Genomic DNA, 13,575 nt, shown 5'->3' with positions numbered 1-13,575 from the left:
TGACGCCATGACCCGGCGTTGTCGGGGGCACACAGGCGTCCTTCACTGCGGAACGAACAACACGGAGGCCGCCTGCAGCACTAGTTGTAGTTCTGCCGCATGCTCGCGAGGATGCCTTCGCAGCTGCGGACCACCTCGCGGGCGACGTCGGCAACCGCGCGGCTCGACAGGGGGCTCTCGCCCCGGCGCCGCCAGCGGTTGGCCGCGTCGAGGGCGGCGTCCCACACCTCCTGCGGGCCCGCGTCCGGTTCCAGCCCCAGCCGGGCCGCCGCCGATCCGCCGTCGCCGCCCAGCAGCTGCTCGGCTTCCTGCAGCACCTCCTTGGGCAGCTTGATGGCTCCGGCGCGGAGCGCGGCGAGCAACCGCAGCTCGGCGAACTCGTGCGCCCCGGCGAGGATGCGCTCCACCTCGGCCGCGAGCGGCGCCGTGTCCGGGCGGGGTTCGCGGGTGAGCACCAGGTCGACGGCCAGCAGCGCCGACCGGGCCTTGAGCAGGTCACGCCGCTCGCTGAACTGCGTGGAGAGCACGCTGCGCAGCTCGTCGAGGCCGCTGCGTTTGACGAGCTCGGCCGAGATGGCGGTGGGGTCGGTCATGCCCTGGCGGATCAGGGTGGTGGCCAGCCGCACTCCGAACATGCCGAACCGCTCCATCAGCTGGGCACGGGTCTGCGAGTCGGGGGCGTCCCGGGAGTCGAGCTCGGTGCGGGAGAAGCGGTCGGCCGACAGCAGCATCGCCTCGATGTCGGAGCGGGGCATCGCGGCGAGCGCGGTGAGCGCCGTGAACTCGCCCTGGCGCATGGTGCGGCCGGTCTGGGCCAGCAGCCCCGCCACGGCCACCACGGTCTGGCACAGGCCGCGGATCTTGTCGTCGGCGCGGTAGCGCCGGGCGATCTTGCGTGCGGACGTCAGCGCGTTGAGCCGGCCTGCGCCGATCTCGTCGGCGCGCGAGAGCACGCCGATGGTGTTGATCGGGGTGGCCCTGGCGACGCCCTGGTCGAAGAACGACTCTAGGAACCGCACGTCGGTGTTGTGCAGGTGCCGCATCAGGTAGATGACGGCGTCGGCCTGGGTTGGGGCGTCCTCCGGCGCGAGGAACGCGCCCGCTCGGGCCGACGTGTCGGCCGACAGCGACGCGATACCGGGGGTGTCGATCAGCGTCTGCGTGCGCAGGCTCTGCGACGGCCACTCCACCTCGAGCTTGTCGACCTTCTCCACCGGATAGCCGTGCAGGTCGAACGAGAGCCCGCCGGTGGAGCGGTTGATCGTGAGCTGCTGGGGCTCCGCGCCGCGCGGGTACATCGTGACGCGGGGGAACTGGGCGTCGACGTACCAGGTGACGACCCGGGTGCACTCGCCGGCGTCCGTGGGGGCGATCTGCTCCCCGACCAGCGCGTTCAGCAGCGTGGACTTGCCCGCCTTCACCTTGCCGGCTATGGCGACGCGCAGCGGCTCGTCGAACCGCTGCAGGTTGTGGGTCAGCCAGCCGTGGGCCTGCGGGCTGTCCTTGTAGGCCTCGATGGTCTGGCGCAGCAGGATCCGCACCGCGGCGCCGAGCGGGGGCGCGGGCGCGCTCATGCGGCACCTCCGGAGATCGCGGCCGATCGTTGCTCGCTCACGAGGGCCTTCGCGCGCTGCGCCATCCCGTCGATGCGGGCCAGCTCGGCCTTGAGGTCCTTGATCCGCTTCTCCCGGCCGGCCGTGTTGGTCTTCAAGGCGTTGTGCGCGGCCTGGACGGACGCGGCGATCGAGGTGCTCATCTCCTCGGCGAGCGCGCTGAAGTGGTCGCGCAGCTGGCGCTGGGTGCGGCGCAGCATGTCGGTGGAGTCCTTGCCGACCTGGAACGTGACCTCGTCGATGTGCTTGCGCACCCCGTTCTTGGCGTCCCCGCGGCGCTTCTGCAGCAGGCGCTTCTTCTCGTCGCGCACCGCCTTGATGCCCAGCAGCACGCCGGCCGGGGCCCCCGCGAAGATCGGCAGACCGGCGAGCGTGCCGAGCATGCCGAACATCAGCATGCCGCCGTAGCCACCCTTCATGCCGGTGAGGAGCTGGCCGCCGCGGGTGAGGTTCTCCACCTCCGGCTGTAGGAGGGGGTCGACCTTGCCGGCGATGCCCTCGTCGTCGAACCGCAGCTCGGGCATGGCGATGTCGGCGCCTTCGGCGAAGTGCTCGGCGACCTGGGCGGCGAGCCAGCGCGCGCGTTCGGCCGCCCATACGAAGTTGGCCGACGCCGCCGAGGAGATCTGCTGGTGGAACCAGTCGGAGAACTGGTCCCACACCTCGGCCGGGTCGGAGTCGTCGATGAGCTGCTCGGCCTCGCGCCCGATGGTGCGCAACCGGTCGCGCAGGTCGTAGCCGATGTCGGACTGCAGGTCGGCGACGCCGTCGTTCAGGGTGATCTGCCAGCGCGACGAGCGCTGCTTGAGCTCGTCGGCGCGTGCCTTGGCCTTGGTGAGGTCCTCGACGAGTGCGTTGACCTTGTCCGGGTCCTCGAGGATGGAGAGCTCGGCCCTCATGCCCGCCGAGAGCTGCTCGGAGACCGAGAGCACGTCGTGGCTGGTGGAGCGGCGGTCGAGGTCGTCGGACTGGGCCACGACCTTGTGCAGCAGGTAGTCGACGAGCGGCTTGAAGCCGGACTCGTCCATCAGCTCGAGGTCCTGCTCCTTCGCCGCGTGCAGCCGCAGCACCGAGGACACCGGGAAGATCTCGGCGTCGACCCCGGCCCGGCGCAGGTGGCCGCGGTCGAGCTCCTCGATGCGCCGCCAGTGCGGGTAGAGGTCGGTCTTGGTGAGCACGCAGGCGACGTTGGGGCACAGCTTCATCGCCGCGTCGAGGAACTCCAGCTCGGGAGCCGTGTACTCCTGGGCGGCATCGGAGACCAGCAGCACCGCGTCGGCGCCGGGCAGCGCGGACATGGTGGCCGCGCCGTGGGCCGAGCCGAGCCCGCCGACGCCCGGGGTGTCGACGAGCACCAGCCCGCCGGAGAGCAGCTTGCGCGGCAGGCCCACCTCGGCGTAGCTGATCAACGCCTTGTTGCCGGGGTTGCCGGCCTCCGAGACGTGCTGCACCAGCTGGGTGGCCGGCACCTCCGTGCGCTGCGTGGAGTCTTCGGACTCGCCCTCGCGCACGAGCGCGGCGGCGGTGGTCTCGGCGTACTTCACCACGGTGGGCACCGCGGTGGCGACGTCGTCGTCCACCGGGCAGACGGGGGCGTTGACCAGCGCGTTGACCAGCTGGCTCTTGCCCTGCTTGAACTCGCCGACGATGAGCACCCGAACATCGGGGTCGACCAGCCGCTTGCGGGTCTGGAGCAGTCGCCCACCGAGGTCGGGACGCTCGTAGGCGGTGGTTGCTTTCAGCGCGAGGTCGACCAAGTCGACCGCTGCGGGAACCGCCACGCCGGGTCCTTCCCTCTTCGTCGTACCTGCTCGCCGTCGACCGATACTCGCTCACCGGATCAGCCGCTACGACACCGGCCCCGCCACCTCGGGTACTCCCGTTGGGTGGCGGGGCCGGCGGCGCGTCACCCGGCAGGCTACAGCGCCGACCACGGCAGGCCGCCGCCAGTGATCAGACGACCTCGGCGCTGTACGACTCCTGGGTGCTGTCGTGGCTGTCCGTGGTGGTCGTGTCGTTGTCCACGGAGGTGCTGCTGTCGGAGCTGTCCGAGTACGCGCTGTACGAGTCGTTGTCGACGATGTCGGTGGTGGTGTTGCCCGAGTCGTTCGTCGAGTGGTTGCTCGCGTCGACGGAGGTGTCGTTGTCCTCGTAGTTCGAGTTGTCGACCGAAGAGCTGCCGTCGATCGCGAGCGAGCTGCCGTCGTCGACGTTGACCCCGCCGTCGATGTCGGTGGAGGACACGTCGCCGTCGCCGAAGCCCGCCGTGTTGTCGTCCCCGACCACGACCGAGTTGTCGTCGCCGTCGATCCTGGTGTTGTCGTCTCCGTCGATGTTGCCGTCACCGACGGTGTTGTCGTCGCCGCTGGTGATCGTCGAGTCCTCGATGTCGTCGCCGGCCGCGACCGAACCGTCGCCGGAGGCGACCACGGAGTCGACGTCGACGTCCAGGTCGAAGTCGCCGCCTCCGGTGTCGGCCTGGATGTTGGTCGAGTTGTCGGTGATCGTGTCGCCTTCGTTGGTGATGTGGTTGTTGGTGACGTAGGTGTCCAGGTAGCGGACCGCGGCCTCGTGGTCGCTCTCACCGGGGTGCGAGGCGGGAACGGGCGGCGGCGGGGGCACGTGGACGACGTGGTTGCCGCCGGTGTTGTAGTCGCGGCCGAAGTCGGCGTCCTGGCGGTCCTGCAGCAGGATCAGGGCCTCGCGGATGTCCTCCGGCGACACGTCGCCGCAGGAGGCGAGGAAGCCCTCCGGGTCCTCGCGGTACGCGCTGGGGTCGCGGAGCAGGTTGAGGAGCAGTTCGATAAGGCTCGGCGTCGACATCGTGGCTCAACTCCATCGGTGGGAGATGCCGGGTCAGGGGAGTTCCGGCGTTGGACCGAACGCTATGGCGATCGGCCATCCGGGCCATCGGGGATCGTCCAGAGTCCGGGATCGGTACCCGTACGGGGATCGGACCGCCTCCTCGTAGGGGGTTCGGGGATGGGGGCGCCCCCGAGGGGATCAAGCCCCTTCGGGCAGCGGCGGCCCGGCGTCGTGACCGTCCGGGACGTCGTCCGGGAGGTCGGTGAACGCGGTGAACTCGCCGAAGTCTTCGAGGTGACCGAAGTCCGCGAGGTCGAGGATGCTCCGGTCGTCGAGTGCGTGACCGGGCGCCGGCCCCGGTGGGAGAGCCGTCCACGCGCCGTCGTCGGCAGCGAGGTCCGACCCGGCGCCGTAACCCGTGTCGTCACCGGCGCCGAAACCGCCGAGCAGGACGTGGTCGGAGCTGACATCGGGCTCGGCCCACCCCTCGGCGGGATCGACCTGGTGCGGACCTGCGAGGTAGCGGGCCAGGTACTCCACCGCGGCCTCGTGGCCGTCGCCCGTGGGCGGTGGGGGCGGCGGGGCGGTAGCTGCGTCGAGGGAGTAGTAGTCGACGGTCTGGGTGTCCTGCACGAGCACGAGCGCGTCGTGCACGTCGGCGGGGGTGAGATCGGCGAGACCGTGGGCGGTGAGCGTGCCCTGCGGGTCGTCCCCGAAGGCGCCGCGCAGCCCGTCGTCGGCGAGGAGCGCCTGCAGGAACTCCATCAGGGACAGCGTCTCGGCCATCGACTGGTCTCTCCGTGCTCGATGGGATCGGACAGAACGGTAGGTCCGCGACGGCCGGCGGCCATCGGGGATGGGGCACCGTCCCCCGATCCGGCGTTAGGGGATCCGTCCTCCGGGGCGGTCCCGCAACGCCGCGACCCCGCCACCGGCATCGCCGGCGACGGGGTCGCGGTTGGTCGGGTCCGATCAGGCCTGGATCGAGACGTCCGAGTGGTCGTGGCTGTCGGTGCTCTCCGAGTCGTTGTCCTCGGAGCGGCTGTGGTCCGAGTTGTCCTCGTAGTGGCTGTACGAGTCGTTGTCCTCGATGTCGGCCGTGTTGTTGAAGGAGTCGTTCACCGAGTTGTCGCTCGCGTCGATCTCGGTGTCGTTGTCCTCGTAGTTCGAGTTGTCGACCGAGGAGCTGCCACCGATCGCGAACGAGCTGCCGTCGTCGACGTTGACGTCGCCGTCGATGTCGGTCGAGGAGGCGTCACCGTCGCCGAAGCTCGCGGTGTTGCCGTTGCCGATCACGGCCTCGTTGCCGTCGCCGGAGATCGAGGTGTTGCCGTTGCCCTCGATGTTGTTGTCACCGATGGTGTTGTCGTCGCCGCTGGTGATCGTCGAGTCCTCGATGTCGTCACCAGCCGCCACCGCTCCGTCACCCGACGCGACGACCGAGTCGACGTCGATGTCGGCGTTGAAGTCGCCGCCGCCGGTGTCGGCCTGGATGTTGGTCGAGTTGTCGGTGATCGTGTCACCCTCGTTGGTGATGTAGTTGTTGGTGATGTACCTGTTGATGTAGTCGGCAGCCGAGTCGTCGTCGTGCACGGGCGACGGGGCGGCGATGTGGATCTCGTTGCCGCCGGTGTTGTAGTCGCGGCTGAAGTCCGCGTCCTGGCCGTCGTCCTGGATGATGTCGAGCGCGTCCCGGACGTCCTCTGCGCTCAGGTGGCCGAGGCCGGCGTCGTCGAGGGCGCCCTCCGGGTCGTCGGCGAACTCCTGCCGGGCCTCGTCGTCGAAGATCAGGGAGCGGAGGAACTCGAGCAGAGTCATGTGTTCTGTATCCCCTTCGGGTTGCGTGTCTGCGGTTGGGTGGGCCGCGTTGAACACAACGTAGGACGCAGGAGTTGCTCGGCCATCGGGGATCCCCCACAGTTGCGGGAAGCGGCCGTTCGGGGGATTAGGGGGACCCCCGATAGGGGGACACGGGGGTCGGTCTTGGTCCAATAGGGCCCCCTTGGAGGGGGCTAACGACAGGCCACCAGCCTGCGATGCGATGGTGTCACCGGCCTTCAGGCCGGTTGTCGGGGTGAGGGGAAGGCATGGCGTACCAGCTCGGGATCGACCTGGGGACGACGTTCACCTGCGCCGCGGTGTGCCGCTCCTCGGGCAACCGCTGGGGCGAACCGGAGGTCGTCACCCTCGGTAGTCGCGGCGCGACCGTGCCATCGGTCGTCTTCGTCGGACAGGACGGTTCCATCGTCGTCGGCGAGGCCGCCGAGCGCCGCGCGCTGACCGACCCGGACTGCGTGGTCCGCGAGTTCAAGCGCCGCATCGGCGACCCGACCCCCGTGATGGTCGCGGGCAGGCCGTGGGCCCCGCAGGACCTGTCCGCGTGGCTCGTCCGGTGGGTGGTCGACCGGGTGGCCGAGCGCGAGGGCGGCCCGGCCGAGCGGATCGCCGTCACCCACCCCGCCGCGTGGGGACAGCACAAGAAGGAGCTGTTGGGCGCCGCGCTCGCGAACCAGGGCCTCAGCGTCACGTTCCTGGCGGAGCCGCAGGCCGCCGCGATGAGCTACGCGACGAACGAGCGCGTCAGCGCCGGCTCCACGATCGCGGTGTACGACTTCGGCGGCGGTACGTTCGACGCCGCGGTCGTGCGCAAGGGCGACGTCGACTTCCGGCTGGTCGGCCGGCCGGAAGGCCTCGAGCGGCTCGGCGGCATCGACTTCGACCAGGCGGTGTTCGAGCACGTGCTCGAGGGCATGCCGGACGCCTTCGCCGAGCTCGACGAGAGCGATCCGGCCGTGCTGTCGGCCGTTGCGCGGATCCGGCGCGAGTGCACCGAGGCCAAGGAGGCCCTGAGCAGCGACACCGAGGTGTCGATCCCGGTGCTGCTCCCGGGGTCGCGCGGCTCGGTTCGGCTGCACCGCAGCGAGTTCGAGGCGATGATCCGGCCGCAGGTGGAGGACACCGTCGCGGCCCTGCGCTCCGCCGTGATCTCGGCCGGGTTCGCGCCGGACCAGCTCACCGCGGTGCTGCTCGTCGGCGGCACGTCGCGGATCCCGCTCGTCGCACAGCTGGTCTCCGAGCAGCTCGGCCGGCCGGTCGCGGTGGACGCCGACCCGAAGAACGCCATCGCGAAGGGTGCCGCGCTCTCGCTGGCACCCCAGCCCGCCGTGGCCGCGCCCGTCGGGGGCCCGGGGATGCAGCAGATGCAGCAGGGGCCGCCACCGGCTCGCCCGCCGCGCATGGCTCCCCCGCCCCCCGGGATGCCGGGGACGCCGTACGGCGGCCCGTACAACGAGGGCCCGTACAACGACGGCCCACGCGGCGGACAGGGCGCCCCGCCCCACGACAACCGACCGGGCCGGTACGGGCCTCCGGCGCGTCCCGCTCCCGAACCGGCCGCGGCGATGCTCACCGAGCCGCCCACGAGGCAGGCCCGGCCGGCCGCCCACCAGCAGCCGGAGCCGGAGTGGGACTACGACGACTACGACGACGAGCCGGACCGGCCCGAGCGCCGCCGGCCCAACACGCTGGCCATCGGGCTGGGCGCGCTGCTGGCCGTCGGCGCCGTGGTGCTGGCGTTCGTCCTGTGGCCCACCTCCACCCCGACCGACAGCGCCGGCAACGAGAGCTCCCTCACGACCCCCACGTCGTCCGGGTCCGGCGGTAGCGGTGGTGGCAGCCGCGGATCCGGCGGTGGGGGCGGTGCTGGCCCGGCCGCGCCGCCTGCCGGCGAGGCCACGGTTGCACCGCCCACCTCGGCCGACGAGGAGCCACCGGCCCCGACCAAGACCACGACGAAGGCCAGCGAGCCCACCAAGCAGAGCGACCCGACCAAGAAGCCCGACTCCGGCAGCGACGCCGACAGCGACTCGAGCAGCGACACCGACGCCGGCAGCGAGTCGGGCGGTGGCGACGGTGACAGCAACGCGGCCGGCCCCGAAACCGACCTCGGCGAGGTCGACCCCGAGGTCCCCTCAGCGGCGCCCGGCCTCTGAACGCATCGAAAACCGAGAAGGGAACACCGCCGTGCTGCGGATGGGAGCGATGGTCGTCGCCATGGAGCTGGCGGCCGGGCTCGTGGCGTACGGGTACTTCGGTTGGCCGGTCCTGGTGATCGGCGTGCCCGTGATCGTCCTCACGCTCGTCGCGCTCCTGGTCGTCCGCGCCTCCGAGGCGCCCCGGCGGAGGCTGCAGGAGCACCGCGCATCCCGCTGGGACCCGGACGCCGCGGTGCCGGGTGGGCTGATGAGCGGTTTCTTCGAGGTCTCGAAGCAGCGCCGGAAGCCCTGACCCGCACGGCCGCTCGCGGCCCCGTGAGGCATGCTGAACCCCGTGCTGGTGGGGATCCTGTTCGCCGCAGTAGCGATGATCCTCAACAGCTGCGGCGCCCTGCTGCAGGCCGCGGGTGCCCGGCGGGCCACCCGTGCCAGGCCGGCGGCCATCCAGCCGCGCTATCTCGCGGGAATGCTGCTGGACCTGGTGGCATGGGGATGCGCCGTGATGGCACTGCGGGTGCTGCCGGTGTTCGCCGTGCAGGCGGTGATCGGGGGCACGATCGCCCTCACGGCGCTGGTGAGCGCCCGGTTGATCGGAGCCCGGTTGCCGATGAGCACGCGGCTCGCCGTCACCGGTTGTCTAGCCGGGCTCGTGCTCGTCGCGGCGAGCGCGGGCAGCGAGCAACCTCCGGTGCACCGCCCGGGCGTCGACGTGGTGCTACTGGCCTCGCTCCTCCTCCTGGCGGTCGCCGTGCTCATCCTGCGGCAGGGCAAGCACGCCTGGCCGCTCGCGGTGGTGTCGGGCCTCGGTTTCGGCGGAGGCGCCGTGTCGGTGCGCGCCGCGCACGTCCAGACAGGTGAAGGGCTCGACGTCGGGCTGCTGCTCGGTCAGCCCTCCACCTACCTCGTGGTCGGGTTCTGGCTGGTCGGCATGGTCGGCTACACGGCGGCGCTCTCGCGCGGCGATGTCGGCGCCGTCACGGCGGTCTTCACCGTCACCGAGGTCCTCCTGCCGGGGATGGTCGGGATCTGGTTGCTCGGTGACCCCGTCCGCCCGGGCTGGGGCTGGGTGCTCGCGCTCGGGCTCGCCGCTGCCCTCGCCGGCACGGTGGTGATCGCGAAGGCCCCACCGTTGCGGCCGCGCCGCACCAGATGACACCCGAGCTACGGGACGGCTCGTGCCAGCCGGTCCCGTAGCTGCGTGCAGTACTCTGCGAACCCCGCGGGTTCCTCCACGCGGAACTCGACGCCGAGGATCGCGGTGGTCACCGCCAGCCACTCGAACGAGTCGACCCAGGTCGTGTAGCGGCAGCGGCCGTCGTCGATGGGCTCGAGGGTGCCGTCCTGGTGCCCGAGCCGGTCGAGCACCAGCTGGTACGGGGCGAGGAAGGTCAGCACAGCACGGTGGCGCGGGGCCGTCAGCGCCGCGTCGAGGTAGGCGGCGGCCGACTCGGCCGGCAGCTCGCGCGGCGCGAACCGCTCACCGGTCGTGCGGGCGCCCGTCACGCGGTCGAGGCGGAACGTCCGCCAGTCACCCCGGTCGAGGTCCCAGCCCAGCAGGTACCAGCGCCGCCCGGCCAGCACCTGCCGGTAGGGCTCCACGCGCCGTCCGGTCTGCTCCCCGTCCCGGGACCGGTAGTCGAACACGAGCCGTTCGTGCTGCTCAGCAGCCGTGCCGACGAGGCTCAGCAACCGCGTGCTCACGGCCACGCCCGCGGCGGGAGCGGTCTCGGTGGCCCGGTGCAGGGCCGTGACCTTGCGCCGCAGCCGGGCCGGGAGCACCTGTTCCAGCTTGCGCAACGCGCGGGAAGCGGCGCCGGCCTCGTCGTCGATCTGGGCGCGGCTGCCCGCCGCGAGCCGCAGCCCGACGGCGATCGCGACGGCTTCGTCGTCGTCGAGCAGGAGCGGCGGCATCGCCGTGCCGGCCACCAGCTGGTAGTGACCGCCCGGGCCGGGGCGGGCCTGCACGGGGTAGCCCAGCTCGCGCAGCCGGTCGACGTCGCGGCGCAACGTGCGCGGGCTGGTGCCGAGCCGGGACGCGAGATCCGCCCCGCTCCAGCTGCGGCCGTCCTGCAGCGTGGACAGCAGCGCCAGCATCCGCCTGCTCGGATCGGCCACGGGATCCATGGTGGCACGAGATGTGGCCAGGATTTGACCGCGATTGTTCGTAGCGTGGCGGGCATGGATGCCATACGCGTGGTTGGAGCACGGGAGAACAACCTGCGCGACGTCACCGTCGAGATCCCGAAGGGACGGCTCACGGTCGTCACGGGTGTGTCCGGGTCGGGGAAGTCGTCGCTCGTGTTCGACACGATCGCCGCCGAGTCGCGGCGCCAGCTCGGGGAGATGCTGCCGGCGTTCGCGCGCAACCGGCTCACCCACCAGAGCCAGCCGGACGTCGACGGGTTGGAGAACCTGTCGGCCGCCGTCGTGGTCGACCAGCGCCGCATCGGGGGGAACGCGCGCTCGACGGTCGGCACCGCCACCGACATCGCCCCGCTGCTGCGGCTGCTGTACTCGCGCGTCGCGACGCCGCACGTCGGCTACTCGCCGGCCTTCTCGTTCAACGACCCGAGCGGGATGTGCCCGCGTTGCGAGGGGCTGGGATACGTGGCCGACATCGACCTCGAGCGCCTGGTCGACCGGGACCGCTCGCTCGACGACGGCGCCATCCGCATGTCCGCCTACCAGCCCGGCACCTACCGCTGGAAGAGGTACGTGCACTCCGGGCTCTTCGACCGCGCGAAGCCGCTGCGGGAGTACCGCCCCGACGAGTGGGACCTGCTGTTGCACGCCGAGGAGATGACCCCGCCGAACCCGGACCGCGAGTTCCCGCGCACCGGCACTTACCTGGGCGTCGTCCCGCGGTTCCGGCGCGACTACCTCGCGGGCGGGCACTCGAAGGTGCCGCAGCGGGTGCGCGAGGAGGTCGAGCGGCTGGTCACACGCCGCCCGTGCCCGGAGTGCGACGGCGCTCGGCTGAACGCCGCCGCCCGCGCCGCCACGATCGACGGCCACACCATCACCGACTGCTCCCGGCTCGAGCTCGGCGACCTCGCCGCGTTCCTGCGCACGATCGAGCACCCGGTGGCCGCGCCGATCGTGCGGGCCGTCGTGCACCGGCTCGACGCGCTCGTCGACGTCGGGCTCGGCTACCTCAGCCTCGACCGCGAGACGCCGACGCTCTCCGGTGGCGAGGCGCAGCGCATCACGCTGGTCCGCCAGCTCGGCAGCAGCCTCACCGACCTCACCTACATCCTCGACGAGCCGAGCGCCGGCCTGCACCCGCACGACGTGGACCGGCTGATCGGGCTGCTGCGGCGCCTGCGGGACAAGGGCAACACCGTGCTCGTGGTGGAGCACGACCGGGACGTCATCGCCGCTGCCGACCACGTGGTCGAGATGGGCCCCGGAGCCGGCCCGGCGGGCGGGCGGGTCCTGTACGCGGGCGACGTGGCCGGGCTGCTGCGGTCGGACACCGCCACGGGGCGCGCGCTTCGGAGCGGGCCGGTGCCGGACCGCCCGCCCCGCCGCCCGACCGGGGAGCTGCGGATCACGGGCGCGTCGCTGCACAACCTGCGTGGCGTGGACGTGTCGGTGCCGCGCGGGGTGCTCACCGCGGTGAGCGGCGTCGCGGGATCGGGCAAGAGCACGCTGGTCACCGAGGTGCTGCCGCGCGCGCACCCGGAGGTGGTGGTCGTCGACCAGTCGCCGCCGCGCGGCTCCCGCCGCTCCAACCCCGCTTCCTACCTGGGTGTCCTCGATCTGCTGCGGGCGGCGTTCGCGGCGGCGAACGACGTGCCGGCGGCCCTGTTCAGCCCCAACTCCGCCGGGGCCTGCCCGTCCTGCCGCGGTCGCGGCGTGATCGAGACCGACCTGGCGTTCCTCGACCCCGTGACCACGGTGTGCGAGGCGTGCGGCGGCTCCCGCTTCTCCGACGAGGCCCTGAGCCACCGGCTGGACGGCCGGACGATCGCCGAGGTGCTCGCGCTCACCGTCGACGAGGCGCGCGCGGTACTGCCCGCCGGACGATCGGCCCTCTACCGCGCGGCGGACGTCGGGCTGGGCTACCTGACCCTCGGCCAGCCGCTCACCACCCTCTCCGGCGGCGAGCGGCAGCGGCTGAAGCTCGCCGCCGAGCCCCGCGTGGAGGGCGGCGTCGTGGTGCTCGACGAGCCGACAGCGGGGCTGCACCCGAGCGACGTCGCGCAGCTGCTCCAGGTCCTGCACGGACTGGTCGAGCGCGGCGCCACGGTCGTCGTGGTGGAGCACGACCTCGACGTGATCGCCCAGGCCGACCACGTGATCGAGCTCGGGCCAGGCGCGGGGCGCGACGGCGGGCGGGTCGTGTTCACCGGTACCCCGGAGGAGCTCGCCGCCGAGCGCGGCTCGATCACGGGGCGGCACCTGCGTCGCCGGCTCGCCTCGGAAGGTCAGGAAAGCCACGTTCCTGAACCTGGAGGACAGCAACGTGGCTTTCCTGAACCTGCAGGGGACGGTCAGGGACCGACCGCGACCAGTGCCCCGTGGTGTCGGGGTGAGTCCGCCTCGTCGACGAGGGCCACCGCGAGGTCGGCGTAGGAGAACGAGTCGGGCGCCGGCTCCAGCAGCGCCGTGCCGCCCGTCCGGTAGCGCCCGGTGCGCTCGGCGGCCTCGTCCAGGAACACCGGCGGCGGGGCGAGCACGACCCAGTCGAGCGGGGCGTCCGCGAGCACGTCGAGCTGGGCGACGTGCCCGAGCGCGAACGCGCGGTGGTCGGGAGGGAAGGCCGGGTCGTCGAGCATGCGCCGGCCCGGCGCGGCCTCGAGGGCCGGACCGATCCCCGCGAGGACGAGCCGCGAGACGCCCGCACCGGTCAGCCCGGTCACGAGAGCCCGGGTGGCGGCGGTGTAGAAGTCGACGGCCGGCACGTCGAGGCGGGCCGCGGTGGTGATCGCCGCGTCGTGCCCGGTGGCCGCCGCGGCCACGCTCGCCGCGTCGGTGACGTCCCCGGCGACCACCGTCACGTGCCGGTCCGCGAGCCGGGTGTCCGGCGTGCGCATCACGGCCGTGACGGTGTGTCCGCGCGCCGCGGCTTCCGCGACCACCTTCCGCCCGGCCCGACCACCAGCTCCGAAGACCACGATCTTTCCCATGGCGCGCACGCTATGAGCCCGGTGCCCGGT

At 72.2% G+C, this 13,575-nt stretch carries 11 protein-coding genes; 4 read left to right on the top strand and 7 right to left on the bottom strand.

Annotated features, from left to right (window positions below):
* Nucleotides 1–80: 80 nt before the first annotated feature.
* The 5 genes from FB388_RS36280 to FB388_RS36260 form a co-directional block, all read right to left on the bottom strand.
* Nucleotides 81–1,574 carry a dynamin family protein gene (locus FB388_RS36280; protein WP_142107181.1) on the bottom strand — a complete coding sequence of 498 codons (1,494 nt, stop codon included), beginning with the start codon at nucleotides 1,572–1,574 and terminating at the stop codon, nucleotides 81–83.
* Complete coding sequence (locus FB388_RS36275) at nucleotides 1,571–3,394, bottom strand: dynamin family protein (RefSeq protein WP_142107180.1); 1,824 nt, start codon at nucleotides 3,392–3,394, stop codon at nucleotides 1,571–1,573. The genes FB388_RS36280 and FB388_RS36275 overlap by 4 nt, the downstream gene beginning before the upstream one ends.
* 172 nt (nucleotides 3,395–3,566) lie before the next feature.
* Complete coding sequence (locus tag FB388_RS36270; protein WP_142107179.1) at nucleotides 3,567–4,436, bottom strand: hypothetical protein; 870 nt, start codon at nucleotides 4,434–4,436, stop codon at nucleotides 3,567–3,569.
* Between the two features lie 180 nt (nucleotides 4,437–4,616).
* Nucleotides 4,617–5,204: an IniB N-terminal domain-containing protein gene (locus tag FB388_RS36265; RefSeq protein ID WP_142107178.1), complete on the bottom strand. Its 588-nt coding sequence runs from the start codon at nucleotides 5,202–5,204 to the stop codon at nucleotides 4,617–4,619.
* A gap of 186 nt (nucleotides 5,205–5,390) precedes the next feature.
* On the bottom strand, nucleotides 5,391–6,236 hold the full coding sequence (locus FB388_RS36260) for an IniB N-terminal domain-containing protein (protein WP_142107177.1): 846 nt from the start codon (nucleotides 6,234–6,236) through the stop codon (nucleotides 5,391–5,393).
* Nucleotides 6,237–6,505: 269 nt separating this feature from the next.
* Here FB388_RS36260 and FB388_RS36255 point away from each other — a divergent pair, with 269 nt between their 5' ends.
* The 3 genes from FB388_RS36255 to FB388_RS36245 are packed head-to-tail and all read left to right on the top strand — an operon-like array spanning nucleotide 6,506 to nucleotide 9,566.
* Nucleotides 6,506–8,410, top strand: a complete 1,905-nt coding sequence (locus FB388_RS36255; protein ID WP_142107176.1) for an Hsp70 family protein — start codon at nucleotides 6,506–6,508, stop codon at nucleotides 8,408–8,410.
* A gap of 31 nt (nucleotides 8,411–8,441) precedes the next feature.
* On the top strand, nucleotides 8,442–8,705 hold the full coding sequence (locus FB388_RS36250) for a hypothetical protein (protein WP_142107175.1): 264 nt from the start codon (nucleotides 8,442–8,444) through the stop codon (nucleotides 8,703–8,705).
* A gap of 42 nt (nucleotides 8,706–8,747) precedes the next feature.
* Nucleotides 8,748–9,566 (top strand): hypothetical protein, encoded by an 819-nt coding sequence (locus FB388_RS36245; protein ID WP_142107174.1) that lies wholly within the window; start codon nucleotides 8,748–8,750, stop codon nucleotides 9,564–9,566.
* 8 nt (nucleotides 9,567–9,574) lie between these two features.
* Here the strand turns inward: FB388_RS36245 and FB388_RS36240 are convergent, their stop codons facing one another.
* Nucleotides 9,575–10,528 carry a helix-turn-helix transcriptional regulator gene (locus tag FB388_RS36240; protein WP_211362439.1) on the bottom strand — a complete coding sequence of 318 codons (954 nt, stop codon included), beginning with the start codon at nucleotides 10,526–10,528 and terminating at the stop codon, nucleotides 9,575–9,577.
* A gap of 63 nt (nucleotides 10,529–10,591) precedes the next feature.
* On the opposite strand from FB388_RS36240, the gene FB388_RS36235 reads away from it, so the two are divergent.
* On the top strand, nucleotides 10,592–12,991 hold the full coding sequence (locus tag FB388_RS36235) for an excinuclease ABC subunit UvrA (RefSeq protein WP_142107173.1): 2,400 nt from the start codon (nucleotides 10,592–10,594) through the stop codon (nucleotides 12,989–12,991).
* Here FB388_RS36235 and FB388_RS36230 read toward each other — a convergent pair.
* A complete protein-coding gene (locus FB388_RS36230) occupies nucleotides 12,910–13,545 on the bottom strand; it encodes an NAD(P)-dependent oxidoreductase (RefSeq protein WP_142107172.1) in 636 nt (211 codons plus the stop codon). The genes FB388_RS36235 and FB388_RS36230 overlap by 82 nt on opposite strands.
* Between the last annotated feature and the right edge of the window lie 30 nt (nucleotides 13,546–13,575).

The organism is Pseudonocardia cypriaca (assembly GCF_006717045.1).
GTDB classification, from domain to species: domain Bacteria; phylum Actinomycetota; class Actinomycetes; order Mycobacteriales; family Pseudonocardiaceae; genus Pseudonocardia; species Pseudonocardia cypriaca.
The sequence above is the reverse complement of the archived record's forward strand: the minus strand, read 5'-3'. Positions and strand labels throughout refer to the sequence as shown.